Source organism: Actinomycetospora chiangmaiensis DSM 45062 (genome assembly GCF_000379625.1).
GTDB lineage: Bacteria > Actinomycetota > Actinomycetes > Mycobacteriales > Pseudonocardiaceae > Actinomycetospora > Actinomycetospora chiangmaiensis.
Window position 1 is genome coordinate 211,417 of sequence record NZ_KB903229.1, and the last position, 15,947, is coordinate 227,363.

Annotated in this window: 16 protein-coding genes and 1 pseudogene; 13 read left to right on the top strand and 4 right to left on the bottom strand. The window is 73.9% G+C overall.

Annotated features, from left to right (window positions below; genetic code table 11):
* Window positions 1–73: 73 nt before the first annotated feature.
* Window positions 74–511, bottom strand: a complete 438-nt coding sequence (locus A3CO_RS0114430; RefSeq protein WP_018332954.1) for a hypothetical protein — start codon at window positions 509–511, stop codon at window positions 74–76.
* Between the two features lie 193 nt (window positions 512–704).
* Here A3CO_RS0114430 and A3CO_RS32270 point away from each other — a divergent pair, with 193 nt between their 5' ends.
* The 3 genes from A3CO_RS32270 (at window position 705) to A3CO_RS39530 (ending at window position 2,496) form a co-directional block, all read left to right on the top strand.
* Window positions 705–1,205: a GNAT family N-acetyltransferase gene (locus A3CO_RS32270; RefSeq protein WP_018332955.1), complete on the top strand. Its 501-nt coding sequence runs from the start codon at window positions 705–707 to the stop codon at window positions 1,203–1,205.
* Window positions 1,163–1,948: a hypothetical protein gene (locus A3CO_RS0114445; RefSeq protein ID WP_018332956.1), complete on the top strand. Its 786-nt coding sequence runs from the start codon at window positions 1,163–1,165 to the stop codon at window positions 1,946–1,948. Before A3CO_RS32270 ends, A3CO_RS0114445 begins: the two co-directional genes overlap by 43 nt.
* Window positions 1,949–2,100: 152 nt before the next feature.
* Complete coding sequence (locus A3CO_RS39530) at window positions 2,101–2,496, top strand: hypothetical protein (protein WP_018332957.1); 396 nt, start codon at window positions 2,101–2,103, stop codon at window positions 2,494–2,496.
* Here A3CO_RS39530 and A3CO_RS40390 read toward each other — a convergent pair.
* A pseudogene (locus A3CO_RS40390) lies at window positions 2,392–2,634 on the bottom strand (hypothetical protein); the annotation flags it as partial. The gene A3CO_RS39530 and the pseudogene A3CO_RS40390 overlap by 105 nt on opposite strands.
* A gap of 90 nt (window positions 2,635–2,724) precedes the next feature.
* On the opposite strand from A3CO_RS40390, the gene A3CO_RS32275 reads away from it, so the two are divergent.
* The 7 genes from A3CO_RS32275 to A3CO_RS0114485 all read left to right on the top strand — a co-directional run bounded on the left by A3CO_RS32275 (window position 2,725) and on the right by A3CO_RS0114485 (window position 11,376).
* A complete protein-coding gene (locus tag A3CO_RS32275) occupies window positions 2,725–3,474 on the top strand; it encodes a MerR family transcriptional regulator (RefSeq protein ID WP_051085955.1) in 750 nt (249 codons plus the stop codon).
* A gap of 130 nt (window positions 3,475–3,604) precedes the next feature.
* Window positions 3,605–4,717: a ferredoxin reductase gene (locus A3CO_RS0114460; protein WP_018332959.1), complete on the top strand. Its 1,113-nt coding sequence runs from the start codon at window positions 3,605–3,607 to the stop codon at window positions 4,715–4,717.
* 42 nt (window positions 4,718–4,759) lie between these two features.
* Window positions 4,760–5,989, top strand: coding sequence for a fatty acid desaturase family protein (locus tag A3CO_RS32280; RefSeq protein WP_018332960.1), 1,230 nt, complete (start codon window positions 4,760–4,762; stop codon window positions 5,987–5,989).
* Window positions 5,990–5,999: 10 nt separating this feature from the next.
* The gene (locus tag A3CO_RS32285; protein WP_245561505.1) at window positions 6,000–7,610 is read left to right on the top strand and encodes an adenylate/guanylate cyclase domain-containing protein; all 1,611 of its coding nucleotides are present in this window, start codon (window positions 6,000–6,002) and stop codon (window positions 7,608–7,610) included.
* A gap of 66 nt (window positions 7,611–7,676) precedes the next feature.
* Window positions 7,677–9,305, top strand: coding sequence for an adenylate/guanylate cyclase domain-containing protein (locus A3CO_RS0114475; RefSeq protein WP_018332962.1), 1,629 nt, complete (start codon window positions 7,677–7,679; stop codon window positions 9,303–9,305).
* 17 nt (window positions 9,306–9,322) lie between these two features.
* Window positions 9,323–11,065: an NAD-binding protein gene (locus A3CO_RS32290; RefSeq protein ID WP_281167690.1), complete on the top strand. Its 1,743-nt coding sequence runs from the start codon at window positions 9,323–9,325 to the stop codon at window positions 11,063–11,065.
* 5 nt (window positions 11,066–11,070) lie between these two features.
* Window positions 11,071–11,376, top strand: a complete 306-nt coding sequence (locus A3CO_RS0114485; protein ID WP_018332964.1) for an antibiotic biosynthesis monooxygenase family protein — start codon at window positions 11,071–11,073, stop codon at window positions 11,374–11,376.
* A gap of 67 nt (window positions 11,377–11,443) precedes the next feature.
* On the opposite strand, the gene A3CO_RS0114490 is transcribed toward A3CO_RS0114485, so the two are convergent.
* Window positions 11,444–12,418 (bottom strand): aldo/keto reductase, encoded by a 975-nt coding sequence (locus A3CO_RS0114490; RefSeq protein ID WP_033414476.1) that lies wholly within the window; start codon window positions 12,416–12,418, stop codon window positions 11,444–11,446.
* A 92-nt stretch (window positions 12,419–12,510) separates the two neighbouring features.
* On the opposite strand from A3CO_RS0114490, the gene A3CO_RS32295 reads away from it, so the two are divergent.
* Entirely contained in the window at window positions 12,511–13,716 is a 1,206-nt protein-coding gene (locus A3CO_RS32295; protein ID WP_018332966.1) for a glycosyltransferase, read from the top strand.
* On the opposite strand, the gene A3CO_RS0114500 is transcribed toward A3CO_RS32295, so the two are convergent.
* A complete protein-coding gene (locus A3CO_RS0114500; RefSeq protein ID WP_018332967.1) occupies window positions 13,701–14,129 on the bottom strand; it encodes a CBS domain-containing protein in 429 nt (142 codons plus the stop codon). The genes A3CO_RS32295 and A3CO_RS0114500 overlap by 16 nt on opposite strands.
* Window positions 14,130–14,284: 155 nt before the next feature.
* Here A3CO_RS0114500 and A3CO_RS0114505 point away from each other — a divergent pair, with 155 nt between their 5' ends.
* Together A3CO_RS0114505 and A3CO_RS0114510 are read left to right on the top strand one after the other, a co-directional pair.
* Window positions 14,285–15,169: a hydroxymethylglutaryl-CoA lyase gene (locus A3CO_RS0114505; protein WP_018332968.1), complete on the top strand. Its 885-nt coding sequence runs from the start codon at window positions 14,285–14,287 to the stop codon at window positions 15,167–15,169.
* A 62-nt stretch (window positions 15,170–15,231) separates the two neighbouring features.
* Entirely contained in the window at window positions 15,232–15,900 is a 669-nt protein-coding gene (locus tag A3CO_RS0114510; protein ID WP_018332969.1) for a class I SAM-dependent DNA methyltransferase, read from the top strand.
* Window positions 15,901–15,947: the final 47 nt, after the last annotated feature.

Sequence of the window (15,947 nt, forward strand, 5' to 3'; positions counted from 1 at the left end):
GCTGAGCCTAGCACGTACGCTTCAAGCTTCAAGTGTTGGGTGTGTGGCATGGGCCTCGCGGTCCACGCAGGGATCAGGCGGCGGCGGACTCGGAGGCCGCGACCTCGACCGGCCCGGCCCAGCGGGCCCGCAGTCGGGTCGCGAAGGCCGGAGCGCCGACGCCGAGCACGCGCACCACGAGGCGGTCGCCGGCGAGCCCGCTCGCGCTGGCGGCGAAGCGGGCGACGGCCTCGACCTCCCAGGCGCGTGCCCGGATCGGCACGATCACCCGGACCCGGGTGGTCGCGAGCAGGACGGCGAGCGCCTGCGCGGTGGCCGGCCAGTGGCGCTGCGCCGGTGCCCCCGCGCCCGCGGCGGGCACGAGCACGGCGGTGGCGCCGGCCCGCTCGGCCTCGCGGGCCTCGTCGAGCATGGCGTCGAGATCGCGGCTGCCGCCCGCGGGATCGACGAGGCCGTGGTGGACCGGGTCGAGGGCGACGACGGCGGGGGTGGGCACGCTGACGGTGGTCATGGCGGAGGAGGTCCTTCGAACGAGTGGTCGCGGAGCGGAGCTTCGGCGACGTCCGGACAGGGACGTCAGGCGCTCGGGCGACAGAACTCGTCGAAGGCGTCGAGGCGGCGGCTCGGCCAGAACCGCTCCAGATCCTCGGTGCCCACACGCAGTTCCTACACCGCCGACCGCCTCCGGTGCCACCCTTGGTGGAGTGATCCACCACGCCCCGCTCGACCGCATGTCCCCGCGCGACCTGCACGACGTGCTCGCCCTGCGCGTCGCGGTCTTCGTGGTGGAGCAGCAGTGCGCCTACCCCGAGATCGACGGACGGGACCCCGAGGCGGAGCACTGGTGGTCCCGCGGGCCCGACGGTGCGTTGACCGCCTGCCTGCGGGTCCTCGCCGAGCCCGACGGGACGACCCGCATCGGCCGGGTCGTCTCGGCTCCGGCCGCGCGGGGGACCGGGGCGGGGGCCGCGCTGTTCGGGGCCGCGCTCGCGACGCTGTCCGGACCGGTGGTGCTCGGGGCGCAGGTCCGCTCCCGGGGGTTCTACGAGCGGTTCGGCTTCGTCGTCGCCGGGCCGGGCTACGACGAGGACGGCATCCCGCACGTGCCGATGCTCAGGGACGTCTCAGCGGAGCCTCAGCCGTCGGGCGGATCGTCGGTGACGTGCTCGCCCTCCTGGTCGTCCTCCTCGTCGTCGGCGGACTGATCGCGCTCGCCGTCGGACGCCGCCCCGGCCGTGCGGGGCTCGCCGATCCGCGCGGTGCCGCCGACGCCGAGGCCGAGGCCCGCCGCTGGTACGACCGCCTCGGCGGGCAGGTCCTCGCGCTCTCCGGCACCGACGAGCCCTCGCGGCAGGCGCTCGCCGACGCCGCCGAGCGCTACACCGCGGCGGGCTCGCAGCTCGCGACGGCCGCGACGCCCGCGCAGTGGCGCCTCGTCACCGACACCGCCCTCGAGGGGCTGCATTTCGTCCGCGCGGCCCGGACGGCCCTGGGCATGGACCCGGGCCCCGACCTGCCGTCGAACACGGACCGCGCCCGCGCCGGCGAGCTCTCCGGCGACCGCACCGTCGACGTCGGCGGCCGCACCGTGACCGGCTCGCCCGACCCGTCCGCCCGCAACGCGCACTACTACCCCGGCGGGACGGTCGCCGGGCGACCGGTCGCCGCGGGCTGGTACTCCGAGCCGTGGTGGAAGCCGATGCTGCTCGGGGGCGTGGGTGCGGTCGGTGGTCTGCTGCTCGCCGACGCGCTCTTCTCGGGGTTCGGCGGAGGAGGCTTCGCCGGCGGCCTTCCCGACGGCGGGTGGGGCGGCCCGGGCTTCGACGGCGGGTGGGATGCGGGTGGCTTCGGGGACGGGGGCTTCGGGGGCGGGTTCGGTGACCGCGGGTTCGATGGCGGAAGCTTCGGTGACGGCGGCTTCGGTGACGGCGGCTTCGGCAGCTGGTGAACCCGCTGCTGGCGATCCGCTGACCTGCCCTTGACCCGACGTGGGGCCGGTGCGGAGGCTCCGGGTGGCTGACTTCGGACAGTGATTAAGCCGCTACCGTCCGCGTTCGTCCGGACGGGCTGGCCGTCCGGCGTCGGGGAGAGGAGCTCGTCATGGCGAGCATGTTCCGCAGGATCACCGTCGCGGCCGGCCTCGTGGCCGCCGCCTCCGTCGGGGCCGTCGGCGTCGCGAACGCCGCACCGGTCGCGCCCACGCCGAACGGCGGCACCGCGACCGCGCCGACCGCGCCGACCGCGCCGACCGCGCCGACCGCGCACGTCGCGAAGCCCGCCACGAAGGGCGCGGCGGCCCACACGACGAAGGCCCACGCCACCAAGGCGACCGCGATCAAGGCTCCCGTGACGAAGGCCGGCACCACGAAGGCGGGCGCCACGAAGGCGGGCGCCACGAAGGCGGGCGCCACGAAGGCCGGCGCCACGAAGGCCGGCGCCACGAAGGCCGGCGCGGCGACGCCGGCGGTGCACCACGGGGTCACCACCCGCCCCTGAGTCCGGGCGCACCACCCGTCTGCTCGGTGCCTCGTCGCGGTGATCCACGGCGACGAGGTGCCGAGGACGAGACGGTCGATGCTCGGGTCCGACGCGTGGATGGCGCCTCCCGCGCGTCTGGTGACGGCAATGCGCCACTCATGTCCCTCGTGGGACATCGAGGCCACGCGCGGTACCGCGGGTAACACGAACCGCCCGGCCCGCTCCGGGGCCGTAGCGTGGGATCACGTGGTGGCCTCTCCGGCCGACTGGACGATCGACCGTCTGGCGGCGCACGCCGGGATGACGGTGCGGAACGTCCGCGCGCACGCCGCCCGTGGCCTGCTGCCCCCGCCGCGGATGCAGGGCCGCACCGGGTTCTACGGCTCGGAGCACCTGGCGCGCCTCGACCTCATCACCCACCTGCAGGCCGAGGGCTTCTCCCTCGCCGCGATCGAGCGGCTCGTCGAGTCGGCCCCCAACCAGTCCGCGGAGCGGGCGCTCTCGCAGTACCTGGAGATGCTCACGCCGTGGCGGGCCGAGCCGCCGGTGGAGATGACCCGCGAGGAGTTCACCTCCTGGCTCGGCGAGGAGCCCGCGTCCTTCACCGCACTGGTCGGCGCCGGGATGGTCGAGGAGATCGACGGCGATCGCATCCGGGTGCACAGCCCGGAGATGGTGCGCGCCGGCGTGGAGGCGGCGGCGCTCGGGCTGCCGGTCGAGGCGCTGCTGCGGACGCGGGAGACGGTGCTCGCCCACCTCGACGAGGTCGCCTCCGACTTCGTCGACCTCTTCCGTCGCACCGTCTGGCAGGAGTTCGTCGACGCCGGCCTGCCGACCGAGCGGCTCGAGGACGTCCGCCACGCCGTGGCCGCCCTCCAGCCCATCGCGGCCCGTACCGTGATGTCGGCGTTCCGCGAGACGATGCCGCGCGCGGTCGGCGAACTCGTCCGGGAGGCCTCCAAGGTCATCGAGGACGGCGGCGGCGACCCCATGTGACATCTCGTGATGTCATATGACACGCGAGCATGTTTTGATCTGGCTCACAGCGGACATCCCGGCGCCAGGCTTCCCGCTCACCCGCAGGGACGCATCGCGAGGGCCGGTCAGTGGCGATACGGAGGCGATCGTGAACGAGACGTCGGCGAAGCTCCCCCGACCGGTCGAACGGTTGCGTGCGGCCGCGTCGCGCTTCACCACCCCGTTGTTACCGGACGACTACCTGACCCTGCTCAACCCGCTGTGGTCGGCGCGGGAACTGCGGGGCAAGGTCGTCAAGGTCGTGCAGGAGACCGACGACGCCGCGACGCTCGTGATCAAGCCCGGCTGGGGCTGGTCGTTCGACCACCAGGCCGGCCAGTACGTCGGCATCGCCGTCCAGGTCGACGGCCGCTTCCACTGGCGCTCGTACTCGCTCACCTCGCCGCCCAAGCGCGACGCCGGCCACCTCTCGGTCACCGTGAAGGCCCAGCCCGAGGGGTTCCTGTCCCAGCACCTCGTGCGCGGTGTCGCCCCCGGCACCATCGTCCGGCTCGCGCCGCCGCAGGGCGACTTCGTCCTCCCCGACCCGCCGCCGAAGAAGATCCTCTTCCTGACGGCGGGTTCGGGCATCACCCCGATCATGGCCTTCCTCCGCACGCTCGACCGGCGCTCGACGATGCCCGACGTCGTCGTGGTGCACTCCGCGCCCGACCCCGAGCACTTCCTGTTCTCCGACGAGCTCGAGGACCTGGAGTCGCGGCACGAGACGCTGCACGTGGTCCGGCGGCACACCCGCGACGACGGCCACCTCGACCTCGACGCGCTGCACGAGGTGTGTGCGGACTGGGCCGAGCGCGCCGCCTGGGTCTGCGGGCCGAACGAGATGCTCGACGACGCCGAGCGGGTGTGGTCGGAGGCCGGGCTCGACGAGCAGCTGCACATCGAGCGGTTCTCGGCGAACCTCGCGGGCGGCGAGGCCGAGGGCGGCACCGTCACGTTCTCGAACTCCGACGCCGAGATCGAGATCGACGGTGCGACGACGCTGCTGGAGGCCGGCGAGCAGGCCGGGCTGCAGCTGCCCTTCGGCTGCCGGATGGGCATCTGCCACACCTGCGTGGTCCCGCTGCGCTCCGGCGTGGTGCGCGACCTGCGCGACGGCACCGAGCACCGTGCCGACGGCTCCGGCGGCCAGAGCTGGGACGCCGTGAAGATCCAGACCTGTGTGACCGCGGCGGCCGGCGACTGCGTCGTCGATGCCTGACCCTGCCTGACGAGTACGACCCATCGAGAAGGAGAGACCGTCGTGGCCATCCGGGACGTCAAGGAGTTCGCGCACCTCACCGAGGCCGACGTCGAGGCGTTGGGTCGGGAGTTCGACCAGATTCGTGCCGACATCGAGGAGTCGCGCGGCGACAAGGACGCCGCCTACATCCGGCGCCTGATCACCGTGCAGCGCCGGCTGAACGTCGCGGCGCGCGTGATGATGTTCGGCAGCAACCGCCGTGAGCTGTGGTGGGCCGGTGCGCTCACCCTCGGCGTGGCCAAGATTCTCGAGAACATGGAGATCGGCCACAACGTCATGCACGGCGAGTGGGACTGGATGAACGATCCGGAGATCCACTCGTCGACGTGGGAGTGGGACAACGTCTGCCCCGCCGACCAGTGGAAGCACTCCCACAACTACCTGCACCACACGTACACGAACGTCATCGGCAAGGACAAGGACGTGGGGTACGAGATCCTCCGCGTCCGCTCCGACCAGCCGTGGCACCCGTACTACCTGACGCAGCCCGTGGTGAACGCGCTGCTCATGACGTTCTTCGAGTACGGCGTCTCGCTGCACGACCTCGACATCGACGGCCTCGTCAAGCAGCGGATCGAGGACCCCGAGGAGTTCAAGCAGAAGTTCCTGGCCATCCTGCGCAAGCAGGCCCGCCAGGCCGGCAAGGACTACGTGCTCTTCCCGGCGCTGACGGGGCCGAACTTCGCCTCCACGGCGTCCGCGAACTTCGCCGCGAACATCATCCGCAACGTGTGGTCCTACGCGATCATCTTCTGCGGCCACTTCCCCGACGGTGCCGAGGTGTTCACCGAGGAGGAGCTGGAGAACGAGACGCAGGGCGAGTGGTACCTGCGCCAGCTGCTCGGCTCGGCCAACTTCACCGGCAACCGGCTCATGCACATCATGTCGGGCTCGCTCGGCTACCAGATCGAGCACCACCTCTTCCCCGACCTGCCCTCGAACCGCTACCCGGAGATCGCCGAGCGGGTGACGGCGCTGTGCGAGAAGTACGAGCTGCCCTACACCACCGGCTCGTTCCCGAAGCAGTTCTGGCAGGCCACCCGCTCGATCTGGCGGCTCTCGCTGCCGGCGAAGAAGCTGCGCGAGGCCAACCAGAGGCGGCTCGAGGCCGGGCTCCCGCGCCAGCGTGGCAAGGTCTCGCCCGGCGGCGCGGAGAACTCCTCGGTCGCGCCGGCGCCGTCGTCGACGCCCGGTCACCCGACCTCGGTCTCGCCGGCCAGCCAGACGTGAGCACCCGGACGTGAGTACCGCCGGGCCCGGCCCGGCACACCGCGACCTGCAACGACGCACCAAGGTCGTCCTCGGTGTGTTCGTCGTGGTCGCCAACGTCGTGGGAGCGGCGGTGGTGCTCGCCCTCGCAGGGTGGGTGCTGCCGACGCGCTCGCTCGTCACGGACGTGGCGGGCGCCGTCACCGCCAACGTGATGCTCTTCGCGGCCTACCTCGCGGTCGCCGTGGCCGTGGGGGTGGTGTGGGGCGTCTCCTGGAGCCGCGTCCCGCGCCCTCCCGACGGCGGGGCGTCCCCGACCGGGTGGATCCGGCACCGCCGCGCCACCCGGCGGGTCGTGCTGCGGGTCCCGACCCGGCTCGCCGTCGTGCAGGCGGTGCCCTGGCTGCTCGCGGTCCCGCTGTTCGCGGGGATGAACGCGATGTGGTCGCTGCGGCTCGCGCTCGTCGTGGCGTGCGTCGTCGCCCTCGGCGGCCTCGCCACGGTCGCGGTGGCGTACCGGCTCTCCGAGCTCGCCCTGCGTCGTGAGGTCGCCCGGGTGCTCGCCCACGAGCCGCCCAGCGGCTACCGGCTCTCCGGGGTCGGCGTGCGCTCGGTCGGCGGGTGGGTGCTGGGCACCGGGGTCCCGGTGCTCGGCGTCGCGCTCGTCGCGGCCACGAGCCTGCTCGTCCCCGAGCAGTACACCGTGCGCGCGCTCGGTCTCGCCGTGCTCGTGCTCTCGCTCATCGCGCTGGTCGTCGGGTTCGGGCTCAACGCCCTGACGGCCGCCTCGATCGCCGGGCCGGTGGTCGCGGTCCGCCGTGCCCTGGGCCGGGTGGAGGGTGGCGACCTCGACGTGACCGTCCCCGTCACGGACGCCACCGAGCTCGGCCTGTTGCAGGCCGGGTTCAACACGATGGCCGGGGGGCTGCGCGAGCGCGACCGGATCCGCGCGCTGTTCGGCCGGCACGTTGGGGAGGACGTCGCCCGGGCGGCGATGGACGGCGAGCTCGAGCTCGGCGGGGAGGTGCGGGAGGTCGCGGTGCTCTTCGTCGACCTCGTCGGGTCGACCCGCATGGCCGTCGATCGCCCGCCGACGGAGGTCGTCGAGCTGCTCAACAGGTTCTTCGCCGAGGTGGTCGACGTCGTCGAGGCCCACCGCGGCTGGATCAACAAGTTCGAGGGCGACGCCGCGCTCGCGGTGTTCGGTACGCCCGGCGACCTCGACGACCCGGCGGGCTGCGCGCTCGCCGCGGCCCGGCACCTCGCCGCGCGGCTGGACACGCTGGACGGGGTGTCGGCGGGCATCGGGGTGTCGGCGGGGCCCGCGGTCGCGGGCAACATCGGCGACGCCCGCCGCTACGAGTACACCGTCATCGGCGACCCCGTGAACGAGGCCGCCCGGCTCACCGACCTGGCCAAGACCGTGCCCGGCTGTGTCGCCGCGTCCGGGGCGGCCCTGGCCCGGGCGGACGACGAGGAGCGCGCCCACTGGCAGGTCGTGGGTCTGCGTCAGCTGCGCGGCCGGCACGAGGAGACCGAGTACTCCGCGCCCGCCGACCGCCTCGCGGCGCACGACCCCTGCGAGCCCGCGGCGACCCGCTCGGGCGTCGGGACCGGCCAGGACATCGCCGCCCAGGCCTGACCCCGTCGGGTCGATCCGGACACAGATCGCCCCCGAACGGCCCTCGGTGTTACTACGTTCGGTGATATGCCGGACGAGACGTCGGAGACCCCGCACCAGGTCGCGCTGTCGACCAAGGTGCTGGTCGGTGCTCTGATCGTCGTGTCCAACGTGGTCGGCGCCGCCATCCTCGTCGGTCTGGGCGCGTGGGTCCTGCCCTTCCGGGCCCTCGTGAGCGACGAGACGGCCGCCCTGCGCACCAACCTCCTGCTCCTCGGCGGCTACGCCCCGCTGGCCGGTCTCGCCGCCTTCGCGTTCGGCTGGGCCTGGCTGCGGGTGCCGGAACCACCGGGCCCGGCGCCCACCGCGGCGGAGCTGGCGTGCCACCGGCAGCGGGCGCGGCGCGTGGTGCTCCGGGCGCCGGTGCGGCTCGCCGTGGTGCAGGCCGTGCCGTGGACGATCGGCGTGGCGCTGTTCGCGGTCGTCGACGCCTCCTGGTCCCGGACCCTCGCGGGTGCCGTGGCCTGCATGATCGCGCTCGGCGGCATCGCGACCGTGACCGTGGCCTACCGCTTCTCCGAGCTGGTCATGCGGCGCGAGGTCGCTCGGGTGTTCGTCCAGGAGCCGCCGACCGAGAAGGGCCTGCCCGGGGTGGCGGTGCGCTCGCTCGGGGCGTGGGTGATGGGCACGGGGGTGCCGTTGCTCGGTGTCGTGCTCACGGCCGGCACCTCGCTGATCTACGCCGACTACTTCACGGTGCAACGCCTCGGTCTGGTCGTCCTCGTGCTGGCGCTGGTCTCGCTCTCCGTCGGCTTCCTCGTGACCGTCCTGTCGTCGACCTCGATCGTGGCGTCGGTGACCGCGGTGCGTCGCGCGCTGCGGCGGGTCGAGCAGGGCGACCTCGCGACCCGGGTGCGGGTCTCCGACACCACCGAGCTGGGACTGCTGCAGTCGGGCTTCAACACGATGGTCGCGGGCCTGCGCGAGCGGGACCGGGTGCGCGAGCTGTTCGGCCGACAGGTCGGCGAGGCCGTGGCCGAGGCCGCGCTGGCGGGCGACGTCGAGCTCGGTGGGGAGGTCCGCGAGGTCGCGGTGCTCTTCGTCGACCTCGTCGGGTCCACCGCCCTGGCCGCGACCCGGCCGCCGACGGAGGTCGTCGCCCGGCTCAACGTGTTCTTCACCGAGGTGGTCGATGCGGTGGAACGCCACGGCGGCTGGGTCAACAAGTTCGAGGGCGACGCCGCGCTCGCCGTGTTCGGCGCCCCGCAGCACGTCGACGGCCCGGCGACCCGGGCCCTCGCGACCGCCCGCGAGCTGGCCGACCGGCTGGAGCGCCGCGGCGCGCACGCCGGGATCGGGGTGTCGGCCGGGGAGGCGGTGGCGGGGCACGTCGGGGACGCCCGCCGCTACGAGTACACCGTGATCGGCGACCCGGTGAACGAGGCGGCGCGGCTGTGCGACCTCGCCAAGCGCAGCCGCCGCTGGGGCGAGAGCGGCGACGCGGCCTGGCGGGGCGTCGCCGCGTCGGGTGCCGCGCTGGAACGGGCCGACCGCGACGAGGCGCGGCGGTGGCTCGTCATCGGCGCGGAACGGCTGCGGGGCCGGACCGCGGACACCCGGGTGGCCGTCCCCCGCGACCGGCACGTCACGACGTCCCTCGACGTCACGGCCGCCGCGACCCTCGACGAGGCCACGAACGGGGTCACCCGCCGTTAGTGTCACCGCTCGTGACGATGGCGGGGGCGGCACCGTCCGGGCGAACGCGGCCCGGCACACGGACGGAACGCTTCGTCATCTGCGGGGAGAACCTGCTCACCCTCCGGATCGTGGAGGCGCTGCGCCGGCAGCGGGGTGACGGCACCGAGATCGTCGTCGTGGTCGCCGACCGCAGCGGCCGGTACGTGGACGCCATCGCGGCCGCCCCCGGGGTCCGCGTGGTCGAGGGCGGCCACTCCGACGACGACCGCACGCTGCTCGCGGCGGGCGTCCGCGGCGCGACGGCGGTCGCGCTGGTCGACCGCGAGGACGTCACCAACATCCACCGGGCGCTGCGGGTGCAGGAGATCGACCCCGCCGTCCGCCTCGTGGTGCGCCTGTTCAACACCCGCCTCGGCGCCCGCATCGAGGGCATCCTCCCGACGGCGACGGTGCTGTCGGTCTCCGAGACCGCCGCGCCCTCGTTCGTGGCGCAGGCGATCGGGCGGAACACCCGGCAGCACGTGCGCGTGGCCGACCGGACCTTCGTGGTGGCCGGGCGGCGCGAGGTCCGCGACGCGGCGGTGGTCTGCGGGCTGGCCGCCAACTCGCAGACCGGCGCCGCGGGCGGACCGAGGCTGCTGCCGGACGGGACCGGTGAGCGGGCCGACCCCGCCGACTCCGTCCTGGCGCTCGCCGAGTCCCGCGCCCGGGTCACCGACCAGCTCCACCGACCCCGCACCGAGTGGGTCCGCAACGCGCTCGACCGGGCCGCCCTGCGGGTCCGCGGCACCCTCACCCGGCGACTGGCACGGGCCACGCTCGCCCTGATCCTGCTCTTCGTCGCCGGCACCATCGCCTTCGCGACGGCGGGCGGCTACTCCCTCGGCGACGCGATCTACCTCGCGGTGCTCGACTCGGCGGGGGCGGCGCAGCCCGACACGTCGGCCAGCCTCGCCGTCCGCGTCATCCAGGCCTTCGTCACCGTCGTCGGGATCGCGATCATCCCGCTCGTGACGGCGGTGGTGGTCGAGAGCGCCGTGAGCGCGCGGACCACCGGTGGCCGGGTCCGGCGGATGCCGCGGCGCGACCACGTGGTGGTCGTGGGGCTGGGGAACGTGGGCCAGCGGATCGTCACGACGCTGCGCGAGCGCGGGGTGCCCGTCGTCGGGGTGGAGCGGGAGGAGGGCACCGCCGGGGCGGCCGCCGCGGCCCGGGCGGGCGTGCCGGTGGTGTTCGGCGACGCCACCCGGGAGCGGGTGCTGCGGGAGGCCGGGGCCCAGGACGCCCGGGCGCTGGTGGCCGTGACGAGCGACGACGCCACCAACCTGCAGGCCGCGCTGGTGGCCCGCGGGGTGCAGCGGGCGGTCCGCGTGGTGCTGCGGCTGCGCGACGACGACCTCGCCGCGCGGGTCGAGCGGAGCATGAACGCGATCTCGCGCAGCGTCTCCTACGTCGCCGCGCCGGTGTTCGCCGCGGCCCTGCGCGACGGTCAGGTCCTCGCCACCATCCCCGTCGGCCGCCGCATCCTGCTCATGGCCGAGGTGACGGTGGGACGGGCGTCGCTGATGGCGGGGCTGCCGGTCGCGGTCCTCGTCGAGCGCGGGCAGGTCCGGGTGGTCGGGGTCTTCCGCGGGGCCGGCCCGGACGCCGTGCTGGAGATGCCGCCGCGACCGCACCGGGGACTCAAGGTCGGCGACCGGCTGCTCGTCGTCGCCACCCGCGGCGGGCTCGGGACGGTGCTGGAGCGCTGCGCGTCCCGGTCGGTCGTCGCAGGATGAGGACCATGATCCGCAACGTGGTGGTCGGTGTGGTGTCCGACGGCGTGACCGCCGAGCAGGTCGAGGAGGCGCTGCAGGCGCTGCGCGACCTCCGCGTCGAGGGCCTCGAGTTCGACCTGCTCGCCGGGCAGGACCGCGGGCTGCGCGAGGGCAACGCGTCCTACTGCCTCACCGTCGACTTCCCCGACGACGAGGCCTACCGCGTCTACGACGCCGACGAGGAGCACAACCGCATCCGGCGGGAGCTGTTCGCGCCGATGTCGACGGAGATCCGGCGCATCCAGTTCGCGCTCCCGGGTCACGACGCCTGACGCGTGAGGGGAACCCTCGAGCGCCTTAGTGGCTCGAAGGTTCCCCTCACGCAGCGGTGGTGGTGCGTCAGGCCACGCCCTCGGGGGACGCCCCGGAGACCTGCACGCCGTCGGCGGTGATCTTCTCGATCTCCGCCACGTCCTCGGCCGAGAGCTCGACGTCGACCGCGGCGAGCGAGCGCTCGATGTTGCGGTCGGAGCGGGCGCCGACGATGGCCACGTCGATGCCGTCCTGCGCGAGCACCCACGCGATCGCGAGCTGCGAGACCTCGATGCCCTTGTCGGCGGCGAACGACTTGAGCCGCTCGATCACCTCGAGGTTCTTCTCGAACTTCTCGCCCTGGAAGGCCGAGGCCTGCGAGCGCCAGTCCGAGTCCTCGAACGTCGTCGACGAGTCCATCGTGCCGGTCAGCAGGCCGGAGCCGAGCGGCGAGTACACGAGCGTGCCGATGTCGTTCTCGCGGACGTAGGGGAGGATCTTCTCCTCGATGCCGCGGCGGAACAGGTGGTACGGCGGCTGCAGGGTCTCGACGGGCCGGCGACGGTCGAACGCGGCCATCTGCTGCTCGTCGAAGTTCGACACGCCGACGTGGCGGATCTTGCCCTCGTCGACCAGTTCCTGCAGGTAGCCGGCGGTGTCCTCGAACGGCGTGTCGTTGTCCGGCCAGTGGATCTGGTAGAGGTCGATGTAATCGATCTTCATCGCCTTGAGGCTCGACTCGACACCGGAGCGCAGGTACTCGCGGCTGGAGTCGCGGGGCTTGTCGCCGCCCGGGTTGATCCCGCCCTTGGTGGCGATGACGACCGAGTCGCGGTTCGAGTCGAGCTCGCTGCGCAGCGCGTTCGCGAGCACCTCCTCGGCCTCGCCGAACCCGTAGGCCTGCGCGGTGTCGAAGAAGTTCACGCCGAGATCGAGGGCGTGGCGGATCGCGCGCTGTGCCTGGTCCGCGTCGTAGGAGCCCCACTCCCCGGACACCTGCCACGTCCCGAACGCGATCCGGGACACCTCGAGCTCCGTCTTGCCGAGCCTGGTCGTCTTCATACCGACGGCTACCCCGGTGCCGGTGCCGTGATTCGGGGACGTTTCGGGCAGGGCCTCCCCGGCCCCGGCGATCTTCGGCACAGTGTCGGGACGTGCGCATCCTCGTGGCCGCCCTGGGCTCGCCCGGGCACGCCTTCCCGCTCGTCCCGCTGTCGGTCGCGCTGCACGACGCCGGCCACGACGTCACCGTCGCCACGGGCCCGGACGTCGAGCCGACGATCGCGACGACGGGGCTCGCCACCCTCGCCGTCGGCCGTCCGATGTTCGAGGTCTTCCGCGAGGTCATGGTCGCCCACGGGTTGACCGGCCGGCCGACCTCGACGCAGGGCACCCGCGAGGTCGCCGGGGAGGTGTTCGGGGCCGCGATGCCGCGGCTCTTCGCCCCGGCGCTGCGCGACCACCTCGGCGAGCACCCCGCGGACCTGGTGATCGCCGAGACCGGCGCCCCGGGTGCCGCGCTCGCGGCCGCGGCGACCGGCACGCCGTGCGTGCTGCACTCCTTCGGCCGGCGCCCGATGCCCATGGCGCCGTTCGCGGTGCGGGTGCGGGAGCCACTGGCCCGCGTGGCGGCGGAGGTCGGCATCGACGTCCGCGTCGGCGACCCGCTCGGCCACGCCTACCTCGACGTCTGCCCGCCCTCGCTGCAGGAGCCGGAGACGGCCGACGTGCTCGCCGGGCTCACCGAGCTCCCGCTGCGGCCCACCGGCTGGAACCCGCCGACGCCCGGCTTCACCGCCCGCCGCCGGCCCGGCACCCGCTGGGTGCTGCTGACGCTCGGCACCGCGTTCGGCGACGCGGGCGTGCTGCGCGCCGCGGTCGAGGGACTCGCGGCACCCGACCTCGACGTGCTCGTCGCGACCGGCTCGGTCGACGCCGGCGAGCTCGCCGACCTCGACCGCGACGGCGTCCAGGTGGAGCCCTTCGTGCCGCAGGCCGACCTGCTGCGCTCCGACGACCCGCCCGCCGTCGTGGTCCACCACGGCGGCAGCGGGACCACGCTCTCGTGCTCCGGGGCGGGGATGCCGCAGCTCTTCCTGCCGCAGGGCGCCGACCAGTTCTTCAACGCCGCGGCCGTCGTCCGGACCGGTGCCGGGCGCCAGCTCGTCGGCCCCGACGCGACCCCACCCGCCGTCGGGAAGGCCGTGCGGGAACTGCTCGACGACGGCCCGGAGCGGGCCGCCGCCCGGGCGCTCGCGGCGGAGGTCGCCGCGATCCCGTCGCCGGCCGACGTCGCCGCCCGCGTCACGGAATGGGCCCGACCGACTCGGCCGACCCGGCCGACTCAGCCGGAGATGTAGGCCTCGAGCTGGCGGCGGTGGGCCTCGAGCATGTCGAGGCGGGTCTTCACGACGTCGCCGATGCTGACGATGCCCGTCAGCGTCCCGTCCTCGAGGACCGGGAGGTGGCGGATACGGCGTTCGGTCATGACGGCACCGAGCGAGTCGACCTCGTCGTCGGGGCCGCAGGTGGTCACCGGGGCGGTCATGATCGAGCCGACGACGTCGGTGAGCACGGCCCGGCCGCGGTGGTGGAGGTGGCGGACGACGTCGCGCTCGGAAACCATCCCGACGACGCCGCCGGCCTCGTCGACGACCACCGCGGCGCCCACCCCGCGGGCGGCCAACGCGGCGAGCAGGCTCGGCACCGGGGTGGTCGGTCCGACCGTCAGGACCCCCGCCGGCTTGGCGTTCAGTACGTCCCGGATGCGCATCGTCGACTCCTTCGTCCCGACCCGTCAGTGTGATGACGATCGCATGTCGGGGTGGCGTCGGAAAGGCTCCTGACGGGGGTTCGTGGACGATCTCCCGGCCACCCCGCAGGGTTAGGGTCGAGCCGTCGGCCGAGGACCAGGAGGGACATCGCGACATGGTCGGGATCGTGGAGGTCAGCCCGCGCGACGGGCTGCAGAACGAGAAGACCCTGCTCGAGACCGACGCCAAGGTCGAGCTGATCACCCAGGCGATCGCAGCGGGCGCCACCCGCATCGAGTCGTGCTCGTTCGTGCACCCGAAGCTGGTGCCGGCGATGGCCGACGCGGAGGCGGTGATGGAGCGCGTGCCGCGCGAGGGCGTGTCGCACATCGGGCTCGTGCTGAACCGGCGCGGGTTCGACCGGGCGGTCTCGGCGGGCGTCGACGAGATCAACGTCGTGGTGCCGGCCTCCGACACCTTCTCGAAGCGCAACCAGAACTCGACCACCGATGCGCTCACCGCCGTGGCCGAGGAGGTCTGCGCCGAGGCGGCCTCGACCGGGCTGTTCGCGACGGTCACGATCGCCACCGCGTTCGGCTGCCCCTTCGAGGGCGAGGTCGACCCCGACCGTGTGGTGGAGGTCGCCCGGCGCTCCGCGGCGGCCGGGGCGAAGGAGATCGCGATCGCCGACACCATCGGCGTCGGCGTGCCCACGCAGGTGCGGACCCTGCTCGACGGCGTGCGCTCCGTCGCACCCGACGTCATCACCCGCGCGCACTTCCACAACACCCGCAACACCGGCTTCGCCAACGCCGTCGCCGCGCACGAGTGGGGCGTGGACTGGCTGGACTCGTCCAACGGCGGCATCGGCGGCTGCCCGTTCGCGCCCGCCGCGACGGGCAACATCGCCACGGAGGACCTCGTCTACCTGCTCGAGCGCATGGGCGTGCCGACCGGGCTCGACCTCGAGAAGCTCCTGCCGATCGCCGGCTTCCTCTCCGACCAGCTCGGCTACCGCGTCCCCGCGCTGCTGCCGCGGGCGGGGACGTTCCCCGGGTAGTGACGTGCCGGCAGGGACGAGCAGAAGCGACGGGGACACGATCCGTCGGGAAGGATGGGCGCATGGCCGACACCGCAGCCGCCGCCGCGCCCGATCCGCTCGACACCAACACCGCCGGCAGCGTCTGGCTGCAGCGGGCCTACACGCTCACCGGTCCCGACGACGCCCGCGACCTCTACGACGAGTGGGCCGCGAGCTACGACGAGGAGCTCACGGGCGAGGCCCAGGGCTACGTCGGCCCGGAACTCGCCGCGCAGGCCGTCGTGTCGGCGGCCGGGGTCGAGGGCGAGATCCTCGACGCGGGCTGCGGGACCGGCCTCGTCGGGGTGGCGCTCGCCGCGGCGGGCGCCCGGCAGATCGACGGGGTCGACCTGTCCCCGGGCATGCTGGAGCGCGCCAAGACGACCGGCGTGTACCGGCGGCTCGCCCCGGCCGACCTGTCGCGGCCGCTCCCGAGCCCGGCGGACTCCTACGACGTGGTGGTCTGCGTCGGCACCCTCACCCACGGCCACGTCGGGCCGGGGGCGTTCGGCGAGTTCGTGCGGCTGACGCGCCCGGGCGGGACGATCGTCGCGACGGTGCTCGACGACATCTGGGACTCGGGCGGCTACCGCGCCGAGGTCGACCGGCTCTCGCAGATGGCCATGGTCGAGGTCGTGTCGACCGACCTGGTCGACTACCGCCGGGCCGCCGCCGTGGGCGCGCGGATGGTGGTCCTGCGGGTGGCGTAGCCGTGACCCGCCCCGTTCCTGACGAACGGGTCGTTCGTGGCGCTAGA

Coding starts and splice junctions, on each gene's coding strand:
- A3CO_RS0114430 (WP_018332954.1), bottom strand. CDS start 511: ATGACCACCGTCAGCGTGCCCACCCCCGCCGTCGTCGCCCTCGACCCG.
- A3CO_RS39530 (WP_018332957.1), top strand. CDS start 2,101: ATGGCGAGCATGTTCCGCAGGATCACCGTCGCGGCCGGCCTCGTGGCC.
- A3CO_RS0114475 (WP_018332962.1), top strand. CDS start 7,677: ATGCCGGACGAGACGTCGGAGACCCCGCACCAGGTCGCGCTGTCGACC.
- A3CO_RS32290 (WP_281167690.1), top strand. CDS start 9,323: ATGGCGGGGGCGGCACCGTCCGGGCGAACGCGGCCCGGCACACGGACG.
- A3CO_RS0114485 (WP_018332964.1), top strand. CDS start 11,071: ATGATCCGCAACGTGGTGGTCGGTGTGGTGTCCGACGGCGTGACCGCC.
- A3CO_RS0114490 (WP_033414476.1), bottom strand. CDS start 12,418: ATGAAGACGACCAGGCTCGGCAAGACGGAGCTCGAGGTGTCCCGGATC.
- A3CO_RS0114500 (WP_018332967.1), bottom strand. CDS start 14,129: ATGCGCATCCGGGACGTACTGAACGCCAAGCCGGCGGGGGTCCTGACG.
- A3CO_RS0114505 (WP_018332968.1), top strand. CDS start 14,285: ATGGTCGGGATCGTGGAGGTCAGCCCGCGCGACGGGCTGCAGAACGAG.
- A3CO_RS0114510 (WP_018332969.1), top strand. CDS start 15,232: ATGGCCGACACCGCAGCCGCCGCCGCGCCCGATCCGCTCGACACCAAC.